Here is a 22,223-nt window from a genome sequence, read left to right as displayed (position 1 = left end):
GCCGCGCCACTTCGCGATCGAGCGGCGGCGTGGGCTCCCCGCGCAAGGATCCCCTGCCGGTCCGCAACTGAACGGTCGGTCGGGTGCGATATGCTCGGGCGCATGACGCACGGCCGGATTGCACTCGGGGTGAACGGCGCAGGGGGGAGTCCATCCCCGGCGTGGGAATCCGCCACCAGTCCGTTCGAGATCAGGAATCGGCTGCTCGGTCTCGCGCGCAGCGCTGCTGCGCGTCCCGGCGGCCGGCTTCTCGATGCCGGCCGTGGAAATCCGGACTGGATGGCCATCGAACCGCGCCGGGCGTTTTTCCAGCTCGGGCATCACGCCGCCCTCGGCAACGGACTTCCCGATCGTGATGCGCAGCTCGACGCCTTCCTCCGTGAACTGGGAAACGAGGCCGACGGCGAGCCGTGGTGGAGCAGGGCGCTGACGTGGGCGGAATCCGCGCTCGGCATCGACCGGCGCGCTCTGTTCGGCGGACTGTGCGATGGGGTGCTGGGCGCGCGGTACCCCGAGCCCCCGGCGATGCTTCCGCTGCCCGACCGGATCTGCCGCGCCCACCTGGCACAGGTGTACGGACTGGACGAGCGTACCGCGCGGTCGATGCGGCTCTTCGCGACCGAAGGCGCGAGTGCCGCCATCTGCTATCTGTTCGAGTCCCTGCTGGGCAACGGACTGCTCGCGGCGGGTGATCGCATCGCGGTCGTCACGCCGATCTTCAGTCCCTATCTGGAGATCCTGAGCCGGCCCGCCTTCGGATTCGGGATCGACGCGCTGCCGCTCGACGATGACGACGGCTGGCAGCTTCCGCGTCACTGCATCGATCGCCTGCGCGACCCCGACATACGCGCTCTCGTGGCTGTCAATCCAGGCAATCCTGTGGCGTGTCCGCTCGGGGCCGACGTGGTGGAGCGCATCGGCAGGCTGGTGGAATCCGAGCGCCCCGATCTGCTCGTGATCAGCGACGACGTCTATGGGCCGCTCGTCCCGGGATACGCATCGTTCGCCGCCCGGCTGCCCCGCAATACGGCGGCCCTCTTCTCGTATTCCAAGTTCTTCGGCGCCACGGGCTGGCGGCTGGGCATCATGAGTCTTGCCGCCGATCACGTGCTCGACCGCTGGCTGGCGGAGCGCCCCGATACGCGCATCGTGACCGATGAATCGCGCTACCGCTCGCTGAGCGCTGCTCCCGGCGGGCCGGATTTCTTCCATCGGCTGGTCGCCGACAGCCGGGGGGTCGCCTTCCATCACACGGCCGGGCTCTCCACGCCTCAGCAGGTTCAGCTGGCGCTATTCGCTCTCGACGCCCTGATGGACACGGAGGGCCGGAGGTGTCACGAGCTGCAGACCGCTCTTGCCGGCAGGCGTGCCGCTTTGTGGCGCGGGCTCGGTCTTCCCCCGCCTTCCGTGCGGGACCACACGGGGTATTACGAATGGCTCGATACGGCCGGGCTGGTCCGGCAATGGGTTCCCCGAGTCCTCGCCGGCCGTGCTGCCGCCCTCCATGCCCGACCTGCTGGGCCGGCTTGCCGCCGGCCACGGCGTGGTCGTCCTTCCGGGGAACGGCTTCGGCGGAAGCGACTCTTCCCTGCGCGTGTCGCTCGCGAACCTGCCGGAGCCGGAGCTCGAGCGCGTGGGGCGCGCCTTGCGCGCCGTTTGCACCGATTCGGGCGGGACCTGATCCGCATGGACCAACGGGCACTCGTCGGCCGGCTGCTCGATCCGCGCTGTTACCCGCACCCGGTGGAAAAGGTGGACGTGCTCGAGACGCATATTTCCTACGTGCTGCTCGCGGGAGAATTCGCCTACAAGATCAAGAAGGCGCTCGCGCTGCCCTTTCTGGACTATTCCACGCTGGAGCTCCGGCGGCGGTACTGCGAAGAGGAGTTGCGCATCAATCGCCGGACCGCGCCGGCGCTCTACCTGGATGTCGTTCCCATCGCTGACTCCGCCTCCGGGCCCTGCGTCGGCGCCGCCGGCGACCCCGCCGAGTACGCGGTCCGGATGCGGCGCTTCCGGCAGACGGACCTCTTCGATGCCATGGCCCGCCGGAACGAACTCGGCCCGGCACACGTCGTGGAGCTCGCCAGGCATGTGGCATGGTTCCACGCCAGGGCCGATGGGACGCCGGCCGACAGCCGCTGGGGCGCGAGCGCGACCGTGCTCGACCAGGCGCTCGACAACGTCTCTTCCCTGCGAGCGCGGTATGCCGATCTCTGCGCGTCCAGCGATCTGGGCGAACTTGACGTCTGGACCCGCACGGAATTCGCGAGGATCTCGCCCATGCTCGAAAGGCGCCGGATCGCGGGACGTGTTCGCGAGTGCCACGGCGACCTGCACCTGGGGAACATCGCCTGGATCGACGGCGCGCCGGTCGCGTTCGATGCCATCGAGTTCGAGCCCGCGCTGCGCTGGATCGACGTCGCGAGCGAGATTGCGTTCGTCGTGATGGATCTTCTCGATCACGGACTGCCCGCGCTGGCGTGGCGGTTTCTCGACGAGTATCTGGCGGTCACCGGAGACTACGAGGCGGTGGTGCCGTTGCGGTTCTTCCTGGTCTACCGGGCACTCGTGCGCGCGAAGGTCGCGGCCATACGGTCGGGACAGCAAGCGGCGGCCGGAGCAATGCCGCCGGAAGTACGCGGGCACCTCGATCTGGCGCGCGATCTCGCCCGCTCCGCCCGGGCAAGTGTCGTGGCCATGCACGGTCTGTCCGGCTCCGGCAAGAGCACGTTCGCGCTTCGGTTGGCGGAATCGCTCGGGGCGGTACGGGTGCGTTCGGACGTCGAGCGCAAGCGCCTGGCGGGACTTCCCGCCGAGGCGTCGACGGGTGGGATGCCCGGGGTGTACTCCGCCGATTTCACGCGGCGCGTGTACGACCGGCTGGAGGTTCTTACGCGTCTCGTTGCCGGCGAGGGCCGCTGGCCTGTCGTGGTCGATGCGGCCTCGCTGCTGCGATCGGAGCGGGACCGCTTCCGCATGCTTGCCGGCGGACTGACCCTGCCGTTTTGCGTGGTGAGCTGCGAGGCCGGCGAGGAGGAACTGCGCCGGCGCATCGAAGCGCGCCGGCGGGATGCCGGGAATGTGTCCGAGGCCACCACGAGCGTGCTGGCCGACCAGATGCGCTGGCAGGAACCCATCTCGGAAGGCGAACAGGACGTGATGCGGGTCGGCCCGGATGACCGCATCGATGCGTGCGTGGCGAATGTGGCCGCCCGCATGGAGGTCGGATCAGCGCGGCCGTAGCGATCGCACACGCGTGCGGAACGCCGCCCAGACAGGCCGCTCGGGCTTCGCGGAGTCCACGACGACGAGGTAGCGGCCGGACCACGGCGTGGTGAGGCGATCGGAGCGCAGCTGCCACACGGCGTGTCCCTCCCGAAGCGCGCGTTCGTAGTCCGCGTCGAGCACGCCGTGCCGGTCGAGGAAGACGTTCGCGCCCGAAGGGATGCGGATGCAGCCCTTGGAACACGCCGTGCCCAGCCGGCCTTCCAGCAGGTCGGGATCGGTGGCATGAACCTGCAGTCGCATGGCGCCGGGACGGCCGTCGCCCCAGCCGCGCGGCGTGACCACCCAGCCGAAATCGAAGACCCGCATCCCCGCCTTGCCGTAGCCGCGCACACCCTGCGCGTTCTTCGTCCCCTCGGCGCGAAAGTCCGGATCGCGCAGCGTGTGCTCGAACACGCCCGGCGGGGTCGCGAAGTGTTCGTAGGCGCCGGGTCTGCCGGTGGAGACGGGAGAGGCTCCGACAAGCCGTGCCTCCTGGTCGGATAGCCGGAGATACACGAACATGGCTTGCACGGAGGGGGCACAATCCACCAGCAGCACGAACTGCGGCTCGGGGCGTGCGCCGTTCTCTCTCAGGGCGGTTTCCATCATGCGGCCGTAGCGCCATGCCTCGGGATCCGGAACGCTCAGCCGCTGCTCCACCAGCGTCGCGTACGTCTGGCGCAGTTCCGCCACCGAAAGCGGCGTTGCGGCATGGCCCACCGTCGCAAGGAGCAGGTGTGCCCCAAGCACGGCAAGTGCGCAGACGGCGCGCTTCAGCGCACGAGTGCGACGGTACAGGTCCGGTTCTCGATCCACTGCGACCAGGCCGGTACGCCGTCCTCGACGGCCTCGGTGGACAGGACCAGCACGTCCTGCCTTCCGGGCGACAGGGAGTCCAGGAGAGCGTCGCGAGCGACCGCGGGTGTCTCCCGGATGGTCTTGATGCAGTCCGCCCGCACGCCAAGGTGTGCGGCGAGTCGGGACATTTCCGCGGCGCTCACGCCAGTGTGGGCCGCCGGGACGAGAACGACGATCGACTCCCGCCGGGTCCCGGCGAGTGCCAGTGCGGTGGAGAAGACGTGTTCCGAGGACGCGCTGGCCGGGTCGTAGCGCACGAACACTCTCGGCGAGGACGGCGCCCCGTGCCAGGACGCACGCAGTGTGCGTTGCGGTTCCAGCACGATGACGTCCGCCGGCCGGGCCGCCTGGTCCCACGCTGCCCGCAGGTGTTCCCGGCGGACCTCGAACGTGTAGCGGAAGCGGTGCCGCGCTGCGAGATCGTGCAATTCCTGTTCCGCGCGCCGTGCCGCCGTCTGCAGCGTGCGCTCCACGTCGTGCCGGAGCATCGTGCGCGCGACGCCGGACGCAAGCCCGATCTCCAGCGCGAACGGCAGCGCGGCAAGTCCCAGGAGATCGGCGTCCTCCAGAAACAGCACTTCCACCTCCATGGACGAGTCGACTGCGAGCGATCGGAACAACCGTGCCCGCGGCGATGAAGGAAAGCTGGCGGCAAGCACGAACAGCAGCCGCGTGCGCGGAAGCGGAGGAAGCTCCTGAGGAGCAGCCCGTGTCGTCACGATCGGGACTTCGGCGGCTTCGCCGCCTTTGCCGCCTTCGGCGCGGGTTCGCGGACCCGCTTGATCCGCACGGCGAGGCTCGCGAAGGTCTGCCGCATGAGAGACAGTTCCAGCAGCCGCGCGGCAACGCGGAAATTGACGGAACCCACCGGATAGCTGCCCCGCGCATTCGCCTCGCCCGCGGGAGTTCCGGTGAGCAGTCCGATCGCTTCGTCTGCGTGGCTGACCGCATGCACGCTGAACCGCCGCGCGGCCACGGCGTCGCGTACGCGGCTCGCCAGCATGAGGTGTGGCACGTTGGCGGCAGGGATGATGACGCCTTGCGATCCGGTGAGTCCCCGTGCCTGGCAGACGTCGAAGAAGCCCTCGATCTTCTCGTTCACGCCGCCGATGGGTTGCACCACGCCCCGCTGATTCACGGAACCGGTGATGCCGAAACCCTGCGCGACCGGCAGGTCCGCCAGCGACGAAAGCAGCACGCACAGCTCGGCGAGCGATGCACTGTCGCCATCGACCTCGCCGTACGTCTGTTCGAAGGAGAGCGTCGCCGACAGGGAGTGCGGGCGGTCGGTGGAGTAGCGCGAAGCCAGATAGGACGCGAGGATCATCACGCCCTTGGAGTGGATGGGGCCGCCCAGCTGGACTTCCCGCTGGATGTCGATGATCTCGCCGTCACCCAGCCGCGTGGTCGCCGTGAGCCGGATCGGATGACCGAAGCGCAGCCTGCCCACCATGCTGACCGACATGGCATTGATCTGCCCGGCGACGGCGCCGGTGGTGTCGATGTAGATCTCGTCCTGCAGCACTGCGTCGAGCAGGCGCTCGCGGATCCGCCCGATCCTTCCGTCGCGGGCATCCAGGGCGGCCTCGAGGTGGTCCGAGGTCACCTGCGCCACCGATGCCTTGCGCGCCAGGAGATCCGCCTCGAGCAGGAGGTCCTGCACCTGCTCGACCTGGGCCGAAAGACGCAGACCATTCTCGGCCTCGCGCGCCGCATGCTCGACCAGGCGTGCGACGGCGGAGCGGTCGAAGGGCAGCAGCCTCGATCTGCGCACCAGCGCTGCCACCAGCCTCGCGTACAGCGCTTCGTTCTCCGGCGTGCGTTCGAGGGTGTCCTCGAAGTCCGCCGGGATCTTGAAGAGCTCGTCGAACTCGGGATCCAGGCCTTGCAGCAGGTAGTAGAGCATCCGGTCGCCGACCAGCACGACCTTGACGTCGATGGGAATGGGCTCGGGTTCGAGCGCGAGCGTGGTGACGAGCCCCAGGCTTTGGCCCAGAGTCTCCGGCCGCAGTTCACCCGACGCCAGCACCCGCTTGAGCCCTTCCCAGGACAGGGGCTGGGTGAGCAGCTTGTGCGCGTCGATGACCAGGTAGCCCCCGTTCGCCCGGTGCAGGGAACCTGCCTGGATCAGGGAGAAGTCCGTGACCAGCGTGCCCAGGCGAGCCACGTTCTCGATGCGGCCCAGGAGATTGGGAAAGGTCGGGTAGTCCGCCACGACCACGGGCGCGCCAGTGCCCTGCGCGTCGGAGCCGACGAGCACATTGATCTCGTAGCGGCGGAAGGCGTCGTCCTCTTCCAGTGCCACAGGCAGGGGATTGCTCTCGCCATCCGCAGGCCGGCGGAAGGATTCGACGTTTTCCAGCACGTCCGCCTGCACGGCGTCCAGATGGGACAGCACCGCGGGGATCTGCGCGAACTTCGCCTTGATCTCTTCGGTGAGGCCGCCCACGACCGACAGCGTCATCTCCCGCGCCAGTTCCTTGATGGCGTTGCGCTTGGCTTTCTGCAGGGACTGCGCCTGGCGGACCGTCGCCTGCAGACGCTCCTGCAGCGCGCCGAGCCTCGTCTGCATCCGGTTGCGCTCCTCCTCCGGCAGGGCCTCGTACTGCTCGGGCGAGATGACCTGGCCTTCCCGCATGGGCGCGAAGGAGAAACCTGCCGGGGTATGCACCAGCGCGATGCCGTCGCGAGACGATTCCTCACCCAGGGCGAGGAACAATTCCTCCTGCCGATGGCTGAACTCCGCGTCGATCTGCTCTGCCCTGGAGCGGAACTCGTCGCTGTCCAGCAGTGCGGGAATGGCCGCACGAAGCTCCTCGACGAAGCCGCGCATCTGTGCACGCAGCCGCGCACCGTCTCCCGCGGCAAGCCGCAGTGCCCTGGGACGCTGTGGTGCGTCGAAGTTGTGGACGTAGCACCAATCGTCCGGAAGCGGGTCGGCCGCTGCCCGGCTGCGAAGGTATTCCACGGCGACGGTCCGCTTTCCGACCCCGGCAGGCCCCAGGACGAACACGTTGTACCCGCGACGCCGGATGTCGATGGCCGTGGACAGCGCCTCCTGCGCCCGCTGCTGACCCGGGACGCCGGGCAGATCCTCCAGCTCGTCCGTGGAGCGGAAATCGATCGTTTCGAACCGGGACGGCCGGTACAGGCGTTCGGCTTCGAGGGAGGTTGCCGGAAGGGGGGGCGGGGGCTTCTTTCTGGTCACGGTGGTTTTGCTTGATCGGCATCAATGTAGGTGCAGCGCTCCGCCAGCACTCTGCGCCACTGCGCCGAGGATGGCACAAACCGCCGCATGCGTGCATGGCAGCGCTCACAGGATGAGGAGGTTCGACGGCACAGGATGCGACATTCCCGCGATCGATCTTCCGGCACGATGCGAGGAAGCGTCGGCGCCGGTGGAATCGGCGGAATGGCTCTCCTCGGCGGCACGAGGTGTGCGGGCCCTGTCACTTCGCCCGTTCCCACCGACACGGTCGGCCTGTCGCGATGGCATGCCGCCGGTGCGGCCGGCCGCGGGGCGCGACCGCGATCGTCTCCCTGACAGCCGAGTCGACGGTCCTGCGGCGATCAGCCTGCGAAGTGCTGCCCTCGCTTTCGGGATCGTGAATAATCCGGGACCTGTGCCGGAGGTGCCGCCGAAGGAAGCGAAGTCCTTCCATGTGGCGCGGGGATCGGCCGCTCGAGGGCATCGGTACGGGTGTCCCGTGCGAGGCACACGCACGTGCCGGCTGACAGATCGTGCTGCGAAAGGACGGCATCTGGTCAATCAGAAGAGTTCCGGGTCAAAGAAACAAGGCCCCGGATCGGGTTCGACAGGGTGAAGCGATGGAATTCTCATTGCCGCCGTTGAGCGACGGCGTGGAAGAGGGAAGACTCGTCCGCTGGACGGTCAGGAGAGGCGATCACGTGTCGATCGGCGACGTGCTGTGCGTCTTCGAGACCCCGGCCGGCACCGTGGATGTGGCGATCCAGCAGCCGGGAATCGTCACGGAGCTGGTGGCCGAACCGGGCCAGATGCTCGCCGTCGGCGGATTGCTGGCCCGGGTTGCCCGGGATGCCGGGACCGCCTCGATGGCTGCTTCCCTACCGGAGGCTCCCGAATCCCCCGGCGGGTCGCCGGACGCGACTCCGGCAGATGCCGGGATCCCTTCATGGAAGAGAATCTCCCCGGCCGCCCGCAAACGCGCCGGGGAACTGGGCATCGATCTCGCGCGGGTCGACGGTACCGGGGCCGGGGCGGCGATCACCCTCGGGGACGTGGAACGGGAGGCCGGACTGATGCCACAGCACCCCGAGCCGCCTTCCCCGATGGAGACGACGCGGGCCGCCATTTCTGCCGCGATGGTGCACTCCAAGCGGGAGATCCCCCACTACTATCTGGGGCAGGAGATCCGGATCGACCGCGCGATGGCCTGGCTCGAATCGCACAATGCTCGGGAGGGACTGTCGAGGCACATCGTCTTCCCGGCACTCGCCCTCAAGGCCGTGGCCGTGGCTCTCCGCGAGTCGCCGCATCTCAACGGACACTTCATCGACAACGCGTTCCGACAGGCTCCCGGGATTCACGTCGGCGTGGCGTTCGCGCTGCGCGAGGGCGGTATCGTGGCACCCGCGATCCGCGACGCCGATCGCCTGGGGTTGCCCGCACTCATGGCACGGCTCAGGGATCTCCTGAGCCGTGCCCGCGAGGGACAGTTGCGCAGTGCCGAACTGGCCAGTCCGACGATCACCGTGACGCAGTTCGGCGAGATTGGCGTGCAGACGGTCTATGGCGTGATCGTTCCGCCGCAGGTGGCCGTGGTCGGTCTGGGCAAGACGATGCTGCGGCCCTGGGTGGACGACGGCAGGATCGTCCCGGCCCAGGTCCTGCAGGCGACGTTGTCCGCCGATCTGCGGGTAAGCGACGGCCGCCATGGCGCGCGCTTCCTGAACACCCTCGACGAACTGCTGCACGCGCCCGATCCGCGCGCGTAGGAGGAGATCCGCAGAAGCCGCAGCGGAATCGCCTCGCGGCCCCCTGCAATCCCGTCTGCCACTGGCTGCCCGTCGCCGGTCTGACGAAAGTCGTAATCAGTCTGTCCAATGGCATGGGCTATGCTGGTGTTTGCGCGGCCCTGTTTCCGGGGCCGAATCTACAAAAGGGAGTCACGATGACCACGCAACAGCTGATCTACGAAAGCGCCGTTCCGGTATCCAATGCCCGCCATGGAGGCTGCTTCGTCGAAGTCGGCTCCGACTACGCGTTCAGCAAGCACGTCAATTCCATGCCCCTGATGGCCGTGGAGTTCCCGCCGGCCGCCGTGGAGTACAGCATCATCTTCGCCGGGACCGAGGAAGCCGTGATGCCGGCGGTGATCCTGGGTCTGCGCGCCAAGGAAAACCTGTTCGTGAGCGAGGGAAAGGGCTGGAGCGCCAAGTATGTTCCCGCTTTCGCGCGACGCTATCCGTTCATCTTCTCCAGCAGCGAGGATGGCAAGACGTTCACGCTGTGCATCGACGAAGCCTTCAAGGGATTCAATCGCGACAAGCGCGGTTCCGCCTTGTTCGACACCGAAGGCAAGCCCAGCGCCTATACCCAGAATGTCCTCCAGTTCCTGCAGGAATATCAGACCCAGTTCGTGCGTACCCAGGAGTTCTGCCGCAAGCTGAAACAGCACAACCTGCTCGATCCCATGCAGGCCCAGATCACCACCAACGCCGGCGACAAGCTCTCCCTCAGCGGCTTTCAGGTGGTCAACCGCGACCGCCTCAAGGCGCTGGCACCGGACGTCCTGGCCGAACTTGCGAAGACCGACGAACTCGAACTCGTCTATCTCCACCTGCAGTCGATGCGCAACTTCGGCACGATGATCGAACGGCTGTCGTCGACCGGTGCCGCTGCCAAGGAATCGCCGGCCGCGGAACAGGCGGAAGCCCCGGCGAGCGTGCATTGAGGTGACGGCGCTCTTGTCGGCGAGGAAGGAGCCTGCATGGCACCGCTGAGTTTCACGCGCGACGGTTCCGTGGCGAGGCTGGTCTTCCAGCGGCCGGATGTCCTCAATGCGCTCGACACGGAAATGGCGCGAGGCCTGCGGGATGCCTGCAGGTCCATCGCAGCGGACCCGGACGTCCGGGTTGTCGTGATGAGCGGAGCGGGGAGGGCGTTCGTGGCGGGGGGCGACATCGCCGTCATGCGAGAGGACCCCGTCGCCAACGCCGGTGAGCTCATCGACCTGGCGCACGAGGCGCTCCGGCTGCTGGCGGGACTGCAGGCGCCTGTCGTGGCGAGTCTGCACGGGGTGGTGGCGGGCGGCGGATTGGGAATCGCGCTGTCCGCGGATCTCGCCATCGCGGCCGAAGGCACGCGGTTCAATCTGGCTTACGCCAACATCGGCACGAGTTGCGACTGCGGAAATTCCTGGGCATTGCCGCGGATCGTGGGGACGCGCAAGGCGCTCGAGATCGCGCTGCTGAGCGACACTTTCGACGCCCAGGAAGCACTGCGGCTGGGCCTGGTCAGCCGCGCTGGGCAACCTCAAGCGGCTGATGCGCGAATCGTTCGATCGGACACGATGCCAACGGGCCGCGTTCCTGCAGCGCGGCCAGCGACGACTTCCGGGAAGGGATGGACGCCTTCCGGGCGCCGGGCGCGAAGCCCGGCGCAAAAGTCCGGTCAGCCTGCGGGCGCCACCGCAGCAGGCCACCCCGTCATGAAGAGCGCGTAGGTCTCCGGTTCCGCACCCCCCCCCCTCCCCCGGATACGACGTGTGAATGTTGAGATAGGCGCGCTCCTGTTCGAAGGCGGTTGCCAAGGCAGAGAACGCCGTGCCCAGGGTGCCGCCGTTCGCGTTGACGAAGGCCGTGTTCCAGCTGGTGGCCTCGGTCATGTCGAACGTCCGGTCGTAGTCGCCCGAGGTCACGCCGGCGGGAAAATCCGGGAACGAAGGCAGCGTCGTCGCGACGCCTGCGGAGCCGCTGTTCGCGGACGCGGTGCAGCAGTGGATGTGGGCGGCGGTCGTGGTGCCGGTGAGGCCGGAGAAGCCGTCTCGATGCGCGGTGAAGCGTGCGTCCAGCGTTCCTGCGGAATGCGGTTCGGCCCGCGAGGAGCGTGCCGTTGAAGATGGTGATGGGGCGAGAGCCCCGCGCTTCGCGGGAACGCCCGGTGGCCGCGGCAAGCGGGCGTGTTTCATGGAAGCCTCCTCTCTGGATACGGCCGGGCAGCGTGATGACACCGGTGACCGGCCGCGAACGGACGGTGCCCGCGGAAAAGTGGGCCGGTCACGCAACCCGCCTGCGATGCGCGGATCGCAGCGCGGCCCAGGTGCTGCAGGGGACGGGAAAGGGAGAAGGGCGACGGCCGGCCCTGCGCGGAGGCGGACCCGTCACGAGGGACTCAAACGCTGCCGTAGCGTCCCAGCACGATGTCCAGCGATGCGCCCCGGTCGATCTCGGTCCGGATGCGTGTTTCGCGCTCCGTGATTTTCTCTGCCTCGTCGAGCACGAACGGGATGTGGGCTGCAGGGACGACCACGACCCCATCGCCGTCGCCGAGGATGAAATCGCCGGGCGCGACTGCAACGCGCTTGCTCGTCGCGCCCGGCATGGACACGGGGACCTGGCAGCCGGTCACCTTCCAACGTCCGATCGACTGCACGGGAGACCGGTACTTCGCGTAGACGGGCACGCCATGCCGCGCGATCCAGTCCGCATCGCGCACGCCGCCGTTCACGACGATCCCCACGCAGCCGCGCACCTTCATTCCGAGCGCGAGCAGCTCGCCGAAGCAGGCCATGCCCTCGGCGTCCCCCGCCCACACCGAGACCACGCCGGGCGTCATCCCGTCGATCGCTTGCATCTTGTCCGGGTCGCCCGGACCGGTGTACGGCATCATCTGTCCCCGTACCGTATAGGCGTGCCCCGCGACCTTCGGCTGGCCGGACGAGATCGGGACAAGCGCAGTGGAGAGCGCCTGATCGTAGAGGCCGACCTTTTCCAGGACATCGGACACGGTGGTGGTGTCGACCTTCAGGAAGCGCTGCCGCAACAGTTCCTCGGCGGATGTCATCGCAAGGTCCTCCTCAGACGGGGACGGTTTGGCCGTGCAGCCGCAGACCGGGGCGAGGCCAGTCCACTTCCAGCAGGGTGCCGAAGCCGGACAACGTGATGAAGGCCTTGCGCAGACCGCGTCCGCCGAACGCGATGTTGGTGCAGTAGACCTCGGGAGCCTTGTGGAACTCGAGCCACTCACCTTCAGGACTGATCACGCTGATGCCGCCGGAGATGAGCGTGGCGACGCAGATGTTGCCCCCGGCCTCGGTCTTGAGGGAATCGAAACGCTGGTAGCCGGGGAGCCCCGCCACCAGACGGCCACCGTGCGGGGAAGGGAACGGGTCCTTGTGCACCGTGCCTTCACCGGTGATGCGGAAGGCCCACAGCCGCGCGGGTTCTGTCTCGGCGACGTAGACGGTACCGCCATCGGGCGACAGACCGATGCCATTGGGGGTTACCAGCGGGAAGATGGCCTCGCGGATGAGGCTGCCGTCGGTCCTCGCATAGTAGACGGCACCGCGGTCCATCAACCGGCCGTAGACCTTGCCGAGGTCGGTGAACCACATGCCTCCCTTGCCGTCCAGAACGATGTCGTTCGGACCCTTGAGCGGGACACCGTCGCATTCGGTGTACAGATCCTCCACCTTGCCGGTTTCGACGTCGATGCGCTGGATACGGCCCCCGACGTAGGCATCCGCTCGCCCGTGCGGCCGCAGCAGGCCGTCGGATTCCCGCGTCCAGTTGAAGCCGCCGTTGTTGCAGACGTAGAACTTGCCGTCGGCGTCCACGGCCGCGCCATTCGGGCCTCCGCCTGGTTCCGCCACCACGACGGTGCGGCCGTCGGGCAGGACCCGCGTGAGGGTGCCCCGGGCGATCTCGACCACGATGACCGACCCGTCCGCCATAGCGACGGGGCCTTCCGGAAACTGCAATCCCGTGGCCATCGTCCGGCCCGAGAGTTCCAACCTTGTCGTCACTGCGACTCCTCCTGTGATGGACCGGCTCTCGCTGGGGTGCCGGCGCAGTCGAATATGGCGCAAATCCGCGCGGTCCGCCACACTGGTCCGATGAGCTCAAGAATCCTTTCCGTGTCCCTTTTCGTGTCCATTCGGACAGGCGGATATGCTCCCGCGTGAACGTGTATTGGCCGCGGTTCGACCAGCGGTCCTTGCCGCTCTTCTGACCTGTGCGATTCTTCCGGCGGCCTCGCAGTCGTTCGCGCCCCAGCGCGCCGTGCCGATTTTCGTCATTCAGGGGACCGGCCCGGTGAGTCCCTTCTCGGGCGAGCGAGTCACCACGGAAGGCATCGTCACGGCAGTGCTGCCGGGGCTGCGCGGTTTCGCTCTCCAGGACGAGCACGGCGACGGCGATCCCCGCTCGTCCGATGGCGTCTTCGTCTACGTCGGGCGGGATCCCGTCACGGTACAGGCCGGCGAACGGGTGAGGCTGACCGGCGTCGTGCGCGAATATCTGCCGCGGGGCGCCCCGATGACGCTGACCGAGATCGCCGAGCCCGAAGTGACTGCCCGACTGGGATCGGGGACGGTCGATCCTCTCGACGTCGATGCTGCCGAACTGGCCGCCGCGGAACCGGAGCGCCTGGAAGGCATGCTCGTCCGGATTCGCGGCACTTTCACGGTGGCAGATCGCGCCGTGCCGGATGTGCGGGGGCAGTGGCTCCTTTCCACGCGTGGCCGGCTGGTTCAGCGTGTCCAGATGTCTCCGCCTGCGGCCGGTCTCGCCGAAAACTCTCCATGGCGCGCCCCGGGCTTTCTGGTCCTGGACAGCGGCATCTCAGGAGAGGTGAGGGAGGAGGGTACGCCGTCCCCGACGACGGCGTGGCACTGCAGGCAGTGCGGCTGGGTGACACGGTCAGCGACCCGGTCGGTATCGTCGACTATGGAAGCGTTCGTCCAGCGCGCGGTCCGGTCGCGGTGCAAACGTACCGGCTGCAGTTCGTGCGGCCGCTGCAGATCACGCGGTCCAACCCCCGTCCCGCGGCACCCGCACGTTCGTCACGGGCGGTGCGGGTCGTCTCGTTCAACGCTTACAACTACTTCACCTCGTTTCCGGACGGCAGCGCGGCCGGGTGGCCTCGTCATCCATGCCTGCCGTCGGACCGGCGGTCGGATTGCCGCGGCGCACGTAGTCAGGAGCAGTTCGAGCGGCAGACGGCGAAGCTTGTCCGGGCGCTCGCCGAACTCGATGCGGATGTGTTCGTGCTGCAGGAGATGCAGCGCAACGGCGGAGCCTCGGTGCGCCATCTCGCTGCCGCCCTCAATCGTCACGTGGGAGAACTGCGCTACGCCGCCCGGAACCCGCCGGAAGCGGGGACGGGCACCGATGCGATCGAAGTCGCCCTGATCTACCGTCTGGTGAGCCTGGATCCGGTCGGGCCGGCATTGTCCGACTCGGATCCGGTTCACCATCGGGCACCCGTGGCCCAGACATTCCGGACGACTGCAGGATTTTCGTTCACGATCGTCGGTGTGCACTTCAAGTCGAAGCTGTGTGAAGGCGCCGGGCCGTCCGATGTCGACGCGGGCGACGGGCAGGGCTGTTACGCGGACCGCAGGGAACGGCAGGCGGGCGCGCTGTTGCGTTTCGTCGCCGGGCTGGTCCCTCGGACGCCCGGCGGGTCGGTGCTGGCGCTGGGGGATTTCAACGCCTACGCGTGCGAGCGTGCGCTCGAGCGTCTGAGAATGGCGGAACTGCGCGATGCCTTGCCGCTCGACCAGAGGGCAGCGAACTATTCGCACGTGCACGATGCGAGGGCGGGAACCCTGGACCACGGATTTGCGTCCGCTACGCTGGCCGATCGCATCGTCGCGGCGCAACACTGGCACATCAATGCGGACGAGCCGGCGCTGCTCGACTACCGGCATCCCGCCCCCGGCACGGACGAAGAGGCCGGCCCCTGGCGGTCTTCCGATCACGATCCGCTCGTGGTCGATGTGAGGAATTCACCGTCTCCGGCCTCGGGCACGTCGCTGGGACTGCCGGTGCCGCGATGCGACACCGCGGCGGCGGCGAACGAGCGCGGGCGGACCCCGTCTATGCTCGGCGCTTTCCATCGCTGAGGAGCACACCGATACATGGCTCGAATCGTCCCGCATGGCTGGAAGACGCTCGAAGCGGCGGGGCCGGCGCAGCGCCGCATCGAGACGCTCCGCAGGCTCGACGAGGGATTGTCCGACGACTACACCGTCTATCACGGGGTGCACTGGACACGCCTGGAGAACGGCCACTCGCTCTATGGCGAGATCGATTTCGCGGTGGTGTCCCCGTCGGGCCGGGTGCTGCTCATCGAACAGAAGACAGGCTTCCTCTCCGAGACGCCCGCCGGGCTGGTGAAGGCACTGCCCGCGGGTCCGGTCCAGATCGCGGCTCGTCTGGCACGCAGCGCGGATGCCTTGCAGGGCAGGTTCGCGGCGGCCTGGAAGGGGGAAGCGCTCGCCGTGGAAACGCTGCTGTTCTGTCCCGACTATGTCGTTCGCCAGCCGGCGGCGGCGGGCATCGAGCCGAGCCGCATCGTCGATGCGAGCCGGCGTGCCCAGTTCGCTCGTGCAATCCAGGAGGCCTTGCCGTTCGACGAGGCCGCCTCGCCGGTCGCCGTCAAGGTCCATCGCTTCCTCCGGGACCTGCTCGAGCTCACTCCCGAGATCGGCGCCATTGCCGAGCAAGTGGACGGCCTCTACACCCGGCTGTCGGGCGGACTCACCCACTGGGCCCGAGCCCTGGAGTTCTCGCCCTTCAGGCTCCGCGTGACCGGCACCGCAGGCTCAGGAAAGACCCAACTCGCCCTGGCCGTGATCCGGGATGCCGCAGCCGCCGGCCGGCGGGCCCTGTATGTCTGCTACAACCGGCCGCTGGCCGACCACATGAGCCGTCTGGTCCCGGAAAACGCCGAAGTCGCGACGTACCACCAGCTCTGCGAGCGGACGGCGAGGCGTCACGGCATATCGCCGGACTTCGCGAGCCCCGGCGTGTTTGCCCGGCTGGAGAACGCCTTCGCGGCGGTGGGACCCGGGCAAGCGGAGCAGTTCGACGAGCTGATCGTGGACGAAGGACAGGATTTCGACCCAGCCTGGCGCGACCCCTTGCTGCGCTGGGTGCGGGCGGAGGGGCGCGCCTGGTGGCTCGAGGATCCGCAGCAGAATCTGTACGACCGGCCCGCGGTCGAGCTTCCGGGGTGGGTGCGTCTCCGGGCCGACACCAACTACCGCAGCCCTGCGGGACATCCTGCAGTGGCTGCGGGAAAGAGCCTGCCTGGATCCGGCGGTGACGGAGGGCAGCCCGCTATCGGACTCGTCGGTGCAGGTGGTGCGCTACGACCGGGCCGACGAACTGGAGGACGCGACCAAGCGGGCCATCACGCTGGCCGTGGGGCTGGGTTTCAAGCGGTCGATGATCGGGGTGGTCACCTACCGCGGCCGCGAGAATTCAAGGCTCGCCGCGGTTACCCAACTCGGCCCTCACCGTCTGCGGGCCGCCACCGGCCGCTATGACCTGCTGGGGAACCCGGAGTACAGCGACGGGGAGGTGCTCATCGACTCGGTCTATCGGTTCAAGGGCAGGGCGGCGCCTTGCATCGTGTTCACCGAGATCGACTTCGCCGACCTCGACGAGCGCGTGCTGCGCAAACTGTTCGTGGGCGCCACACGGGCCAGCATGAAGCTGATCATGGTGATGTCGGCGCGGGCCGCAAGGCTCCTGTCCTCGGACACCTCCGTGGCAGACGGCCGGTAGGTTTTCGTCGCGGCCGTCCACGGGTCATCGAAGCGGCCGCGTTCCCGGATGGCCTCGGACCATTGTTGCGGACTTCAAGGGTGGGGAATTCCCTGGGGGTGCGCAGTTCGGCGACTTCGGCGCTACGGCCTTCTACGGCGGGGCAAGGTGGAGATTCCGCGATGGCAACTCCTTCCGGCCGTACCTCGTCGGCAATTTCGGATTGACGCGGCTGGACGCCGTGACCGTCGACACGGGGAACGGGCCCTCTCCATACTGGAAGCGCACTTTGCGCGACTACCTGGAACTGGGCGCGGGCGTCGAAGTACGGATGACTGACCGCACGGCGCTTCTCCTCGACGGACGGTTCCAGATCTTCGGAAAGCCGGGTTCGGATCGGGGCTACACGGCGGAAGGGACGGGCGCCGTCGCGTTCCTCCTGAGCGCCGGATTCGATTGCAATCTCAGATGAGTGAGCGGAGCCGGACGCGGTCCGGACTTCGCTGACGACGCGAGTCCGGACCGGTCCTTTCGCTCAGAGCCCGCCCATCGTGGCAACAGGGAAGAACGGGAGGGACCGTTGCCGTTTGCCCGTCAGGCGGAAGTACGCATTGGCCAATGCGGGCGCCAACGTGGGCACGCCGAGTTCGCCTACACCGCCGATGGCGACGGTCCGGTCGGAGGTGTCCGGGTTGGGCATGGTGCGCACGTTGACCTGGGGCGCCTCACGGCCGCGGATCATGCGGTTGCGGTTGAAATTGCGGTTCTGCGGAACGCCGTTGGCGAAGCTCTGGCGTCCGTAAAGGGCCGCGTTCAGGCCGTGCACCACGCCCCCCACCAGCTGTGCCTCGATGGAATCCGGATTGACCGCCAGGTAGCAGTCGATCACCACTGAAACCCGCGCGATCGACAATCCGGTCGACGTCGCGCCGGACAGCTCCACGACCTCCGCGACGATGCTGCCGAATGCCGAGCCGATGGCGATGCCGCGCGCCCGTCCTTTGGGCAATGGCGAGTTCCAGCCACCCAGTTCCGCGGCTGCGTCGAGAACCGCCAGCCATCGGGGATCGGTGATGAGCGATCGACGGTACTCGTAGGGATCTCGCCCTGCCGCCGCCGCGAGTTCGTCGATCATCGATTCGACCGCGAACGTGTTGATGGACGCGCCGACCGAACGCCAGAATCCCACGGGAATGGGCGAAGGGTGTGATACCCACTCGGTCAGGCGGCTGCCGAACGCATAGGGCAGATCCTGCGATGCCTCGTAGCCCTGACTGTCGCCGCGCGCCCCCAGCACCGAACCGCGTTGCCCCAGGATGGAGGGCGATACGTTGCGGTACGTCCAGGCGGCCACGTTGCCCGCTCGGTCCAGTCCCGCCCTGGTCCGCACCACGGCCATGGGGCGATACTGGTCCCGGGAGAAGTCCTCCTCGCGCGGCCAGAAGAGCTGGACCGGGCGTTGCAGCGCCATCGCGACCTGGACCGCCTGGCCGATGAAGTCGGTTTCGGACTTGCGGCCCAGGCCCCCTCCCAGATAGGTGCCGTTGATCTTCACCTTCGATTCGGGCAGTCCGGTCAGCGTCATCACGAGTGACAGTGCGGAACGGGCCGACTGCGTGGGCGCGTAGACGTCGCACTTCACCCCGGGGACGTAGTCCACCGTGCAGTTGAGGACTTCCATGCAGGCGTGGGCCACGTACGGCAGGGTGTAGACGGCTTCCACGACCTTGGCGGCCGATGCCATCTCGGTGTTCGGGTCCTGTGCGCTCTTCTCGACGGTGTAGAGCGTGCCAGGCGGGTTGGCCGCGCCGGCAACGTAAGGTGGCGCAGTCTGGGAAAGCGACAGCCGTGGCAAGAATCTGCGCGTCATTGAGTGCCGTTGCGCTGGCCGGGAGGGACCATGAGACTCGGAGAGACTTCGCAGCCTGCCAGGCGTCCCAGGTGTTGCTGCCCACCACGGCGACGGCGTTCTGCAGTCCCGTCGATTCGGTGCCGCGTCCGGTTCCGGCGGAGACAGACAGCGCGACCACGGCGATCATTCCCGCGGGTGTGGCCGGCAAGGCGGCGAGCCGGCCGCCGAAGGTGGGGCAGTGCTTGACGACCGCGTAGACCATGCCCGGAAGACGGACGTCGATGCCGTAGACCGCGCTGCCGTTCGTCTTGGCGGGGATGTCGAGCCGCCGCAGGCTCTTTCCGATGGCTCGAAACTGAAGGTCGGGCACCAGAGGCGCGTTCGCCGGCGGAGACAGCAGGGATGCAGCGTCCGCCACCGCGCCGTACGTGTAGGTCTTACCGGAAGGCGAATGGGTGATCACGCCGTCCGTCACCGTGTAGTGAGATCGCGCGGAATCGCCGTGGCGGGTCATGGCCGCCTGCACAAGCATCTCGCGTGCACTCGCTGCCGCATCGCGCAGCGCCCAGAAGTTTCGCCGTGTCACGCTGCTGCCGACGGTATTGATCGCGGCACCGACGGGGGCCGGGCTGGCCATTGTCGGCACGCCTTGTGTCGTCCTGATGCGGTGGTAGTCCACCATCAGGTCCTCGGCCATGATCTGGGCAAGTGTCGAGAAGGTGCCCTGACCCATCTCCGCAGCACCGATGGAGAGGGTGACGCTGTTGTCCGAGCCGACCGTGAGCCAGGCGTTGACCTGGCCCGCGGCAGCTGCCGCGTCGCGGCCAATCAGGAATGATCCGGGAGGGCGAAAACCGAGGATCAGGCCGCCTGCGGCCGTGCCGAGAAACGTGCGGCGGGACGGCGTCATCGAGTTGGGTGCATCCATGTCGTATCTCCGAGTGAGCGGTCGAAGGACGCCATCGGCGCCCGCAGACCGGGGCGACAAATCAAAGGGCCGAGAGAGCTTTCCGGATGCGCTGATAGGTTCCGCATACGCAGAGGTTCTTCAGCTCCGACTGGATCTCGTTTCCATGGTGGCCCGCATTCATGGCCCCCGCGACGGTCATGAGCATTCCTGGCTGGCAGTAGCCGCACTGCGGAACCTGATGCTCTATCCACGCTTTCTGGGCGGGGTGGCTGTTGTCGGGCGACAGGCCTTCGATCGTCACCACCTTCTTGCCCACTGCGGAGGACGCGTCGAACACGCAGGCGTGTTCCCGTTGTCCGTCGATGAGGACCGTGCACGCGCCGCAGACTTCGATGCCGCAGCCGTACTTGGTCCCGGTCAGGTTGAGGAGGTCGCGCAGCACCCAGAGCAGAGGCATGTCGGGGTTGCGGACGTTGACCGTGTGGTCCTTGCCGTTGACGTTGAGTTTGAGAGTTGCCATTTGCCGATTGGTCCTGAAGAGGGTGAAGGAGAAGCCATGCTGAGGCACGGCTGTTGGCACCCGCGGCGGCATCGAGAAGTCTTGGTCAGGTACGCAACGCGGGAAAAGATACCACGCGTTGGAGATATGTGTGTGACAAAATCACACAAAGGCTGTGACGAAACCGTTGACGGACCGCTTGATGGGGACCGGAACGAGCAGGAAATTGACAGGGGAACGGGGGCGCCGGTCTTAGCCGGTAAGGCGCCGCCGTTCCACAAAAGACTATTGCCGCCGAGGCGTTTCGCTTGCCGTTTTGCCTCGGCCGCGAGGGCGGAGATTTCCGTGGCGGACAGGCCCAGACCTGCAGGAATGACCACTGCGCCTATGGAAAGGGATGGCAGCGGGTAGAAGTGCCGTTCACCGCGGCGGTCTTCGGCTTCAAGCCCCTCGCGCCCGCGTTGTTTCGTCGAGCAGGTCCGGAACGTGGCGCTGGAATCCGGCGAGTGCGGAACGAAGTCGCGACTCCCAGTCGGAACTCTGCATGAGCAGCATGAAGTCATCTCCGCCGACATGACCGAGAAAGTCGCATTCGGAATCGACCCATTCGCCCAGCGTCCGGCCGAGCAACTGGATCACCTCGTCACCTTTGCGATACCCGAGGGCATCGTTCAGCGGTTTGAAATGATCCAGATCCGCATGTCCGACCACAAAGGGCGCGCGGGCGGCCACGAGCCGGTCCATGTGTTCGGAGATGGGAACGTTGCCGGGCAGGAGGGTTAGCGGGTTGGCGTAGCGCGCGGCCGTGATCTGCAGTTGCGTGATCTCGCGCATCAGGTCGTGGCCTGTGCCCATTCCGAGATAGAGTCCCGCCGGGTCCGTGAGGATGAAACCGTCGGAGAGGTGACGCCGCTCGCCCCGCGCGAGCGCAAGGCTCAATTCCTGGATCGGCAGGGTAGCCGGAACGACCAGCGGGGCATCGTCCATGAAGGTCGTGCAAGGCTTGCGGCCGAACAGTTCGCGCTGATACGGCCGTGCGAAGCGATCGAAGAATTCGTGCCGGTTGATGAGTCCCAGGGGCCGGTTCGACCTCACGACAGGAAGGCTCTCCAGTTCGGGATCGGCCTCGAAGCGGGCGAACACGCTGTCGTTCCGCGCCTGAGCCTCCACCGGAACGATGTGGCGAAGCAGTTTCGAGGCGGCGGGAGAGCGCCGGTACGACCTGACGCTCTCGGGGTAGACCGATATCGTCTGGCTGGACAGCATCTGTTGCACGGCGGATGAGAGGCGGACGGCAGGCTTGGCCGCAGGCCGGGCAGTGAGAAACCCCTGGACATAGGGGATCCCGAGATCCCGCAGCACGCGCAATTCGGCTTCGGTTTCCACGCCCTCGGCCACGATGGCGGCCCCGGAGCTCTCGGCGATGTGCTGAATCGCCTGCACGAAGCGGAGCTTCAGCCCGTCCGACGAAATCTCGTTGATGAAGTGCCGGTCGACCTTGACCATCTCCGGCCGCACCTTGGACCAGAGCTTCAGGCTCGCAAAGCCCTCGCCGAGGTCGTCGATGGCGATGTGGTAGCCCTGCGACCGGTAGCGGTCCAGGACTTGTACGAGCCGGTCGAAGTCCGTCGCCTGGCTGCCTTCCGTCAGTTCGATCACGACGTTCTGTGGCGGGATCCCTTCCAGTCCGGCAGGAGGGTCGGCGCGCGACGGTCGAAGTGGCTGGTTCGCCAGCAGGGACGGCGAGAAGTTGACGAACAGCTTTCCTTCCAACCCAAGACTCAGATACCGTTCCGCAACGAGCCTTCGAGCCGCGACTTCCAACTCCTCGACGCAACCTTCCCTTGTTGCCGACTCGAACAACGCCAGCGGAGACTGCTGTCCGTTCCGCCCCGGCCCCCGCAGCAGTCCTTCAAATCCGAAGACGGATCCATCCGCCAAGCTCAGGAGCGGCTGGAAGACGCAGTGGAGGGCGCCTTCCTGCACGAGGGTCCGGATCGAGGGGCGCCCGGCCGGCCGGTTCCGGCTGTCATAGCCTGCGGAGCGGAACGCATGGAACGCCGAAAGTAACGACC

The 22,223-nt window shown here is 67.4% G+C and carries 15 protein-coding genes and 2 pseudogenes; 8 read left to right on the top strand and 9 right to left on the bottom strand.

Translation table 11 applies throughout. From position 1 onward, the window contains the following. Positions 1–102 precede the first annotated feature (102 nt). On the top strand, positions 103–3,246 hold the full coding sequence (locus tag IPK20_12875; GenBank protein MBK8017509.1) for a bifunctional aspartate transaminase/aspartate 4-decarboxylase: 3,144 nt from the start codon (positions 103–105) through the stop codon (positions 3,244–3,246). On the opposite strand, the gene IPK20_12870 is transcribed toward IPK20_12875, so the two are convergent. Genes IPK20_12870 through IPK20_12860 form a run of 3 tightly spaced genes read right to left on the bottom strand, consistent with a single transcriptional unit; the run spans position 3,232 to position 7,336 of the window. Further along, positions 3,232–4,086, bottom strand: a complete 855-nt coding sequence (locus IPK20_12870) for a murein L,D-transpeptidase (protein MBK8017508.1) — start codon at positions 4,084–4,086, stop codon at positions 3,232–3,234. The two genes, IPK20_12875 and IPK20_12870, sit on opposite strands and share 15 nt — an antisense overlap. After that, positions 4,044–4,847: a hypothetical protein gene (locus IPK20_12865; protein MBK8017507.1), complete on the bottom strand. Its 804-nt coding sequence runs from the start codon at positions 4,845–4,847 to the stop codon at positions 4,044–4,046. Before IPK20_12865 ends, IPK20_12870 begins: the two co-directional genes overlap by 43 nt. Next, positions 4,844–7,336 (bottom strand): AAA family ATPase, encoded by a 2,493-nt coding sequence (locus IPK20_12860; protein ID MBK8017506.1) that lies wholly within the window; start codon positions 7,334–7,336, stop codon positions 4,844–4,846. The genes IPK20_12865 and IPK20_12860 overlap by 4 nt, the downstream gene beginning before the upstream one ends. A gap of 620 nt (positions 7,337–7,956) precedes the next feature. On the opposite strand from IPK20_12860, the gene IPK20_12855 reads away from it, so the two are divergent. The 3 genes from IPK20_12855 (at position 7,957) to IPK20_12845 (ending at position 10,835) form a co-directional block, all read left to right on the top strand. After that, positions 7,957–9,105: a 2-oxo acid dehydrogenase subunit E2 gene (locus IPK20_12855; protein ID MBK8017505.1), complete on the top strand. Its 1,149-nt coding sequence runs from the start codon at positions 7,957–7,959 to the stop codon at positions 9,103–9,105. Positions 9,106–9,281: 176 nt separating this feature from the next. After that, positions 9,282–10,064, top strand: a complete 783-nt coding sequence (locus tag IPK20_12850) for a SapC family protein (GenBank protein ID MBK8017504.1) — start codon at positions 9,282–9,284, stop codon at positions 10,062–10,064. Between the two features lie 36 nt (positions 10,065–10,100). Then, positions 10,101–10,835, top strand: a complete 735-nt coding sequence (locus IPK20_12845) for an enoyl-CoA hydratase/isomerase family protein (GenBank protein MBK8017503.1) — start codon at positions 10,101–10,103, stop codon at positions 10,833–10,835. Positions 10,836–11,503: 668 nt separating this feature from the next. Here the strand turns inward: IPK20_12845 and IPK20_12840 are convergent. Then, entirely contained in the window at positions 11,504–12,175 is a 672-nt protein-coding gene (locus tag IPK20_12840) for an RraA family protein (protein MBK8017502.1), read from the bottom strand. Between the two features lie 13 nt (positions 12,176–12,188). Next, positions 12,189–13,103 (bottom strand): SMP-30/gluconolactonase/LRE family protein, encoded by a 915-nt coding sequence (locus IPK20_12835; GenBank protein ID MBK8017501.1) that lies wholly within the window; start codon positions 13,101–13,103, stop codon positions 12,189–12,191. 894 nt (positions 13,104–13,997) lie between these two features. On the opposite strand from IPK20_12835, the gene IPK20_12830 reads away from it, so the two are divergent. The 3 genes and pseudogenes from IPK20_12830 to IPK20_12820 all read left to right on the top strand — a co-directional run bounded on the left by IPK20_12830 (position 13,998) and on the right by IPK20_12820 (position 17,359). Further along, complete coding sequence (locus tag IPK20_12830; GenBank protein ID MBK8017500.1) at positions 13,998–15,239, top strand: ExeM/NucH family extracellular endonuclease; 1,242 nt, start codon at positions 13,998–14,000, stop codon at positions 15,237–15,239. A gap of 15 nt (positions 15,240–15,254) precedes the next feature. Further along, positions 15,255–16,908: pseudogene (locus IPK20_12825) on the top strand (ATP-binding domain-containing protein). A gap of 220 nt (positions 16,909–17,128) precedes the next feature. After that, positions 17,129–17,359, top strand: coding sequence for a hypothetical protein (locus IPK20_12820; GenBank protein ID MBK8017499.1), 231 nt, complete (start codon positions 17,129–17,131; stop codon positions 17,357–17,359). Positions 17,360–17,422: 63 nt separating this feature from the next. Here the strand turns inward: IPK20_12820 and IPK20_12815 are convergent, their stop codons facing one another. Beyond that, positions 17,423–18,757 carry a xanthine dehydrogenase family protein molybdopterin-binding subunit gene (locus tag IPK20_12815; protein ID MBK8017498.1) on the bottom strand — a complete coding sequence of 445 codons (1,335 nt, stop codon included), beginning with the start codon at positions 18,755–18,757 and terminating at the stop codon, positions 17,423–17,425. Positions 18,758–18,828: 71 nt separating this feature from the next. Here IPK20_12815 and IPK20_12810 point away from each other — a divergent pair, with 71 nt between their 5' ends. Beyond that, complete coding sequence (locus tag IPK20_12810) at positions 18,829–18,996, top strand: hypothetical protein (GenBank protein MBK8017497.1); 168 nt, start codon at positions 18,829–18,831, stop codon at positions 18,994–18,996. A 140-nt stretch (positions 18,997–19,136) separates the two neighbouring features. Here the strand turns inward: IPK20_12810 and IPK20_12805 are convergent. The 3 genes and pseudogenes from IPK20_12805 to IPK20_12795 all read right to left on the bottom strand — a co-directional run bounded on the left by IPK20_12805 (position 19,137) and on the right by IPK20_12795 (position 22,134). Next, positions 19,137–19,667, bottom strand: a pseudogene (locus IPK20_12805) (molybdopterin-dependent oxidoreductase). A 61-nt stretch (positions 19,668–19,728) separates the two neighbouring features. After that, positions 19,729–20,169, bottom strand: a complete 441-nt coding sequence (locus IPK20_12800; GenBank protein ID MBK8017496.1) for a (2Fe-2S)-binding protein — start codon at positions 20,167–20,169, stop codon at positions 19,729–19,731. Positions 20,170–20,589: 420 nt separating this feature from the next. Beyond that, the gene (locus IPK20_12795; protein MBK8017495.1) at positions 20,590–22,134 is read right to left on the bottom strand and encodes an EAL domain-containing protein; all 1,545 of its coding nucleotides are present in this window, start codon (positions 22,132–22,134) and stop codon (positions 20,590–20,592) included. Positions 22,135–22,223: the final 89 nt, after the last annotated feature.

The sequence above is a fragment of the Betaproteobacteria bacterium genome (assembly GCA_016713305.1).
Taxonomy (GTDB): domain Bacteria; phylum Pseudomonadota; class Gammaproteobacteria; order Burkholderiales.
The sequence above is the reverse complement of the archived record's forward strand: the minus strand, read 5'-3'. Positions and strand labels throughout refer to the sequence as shown.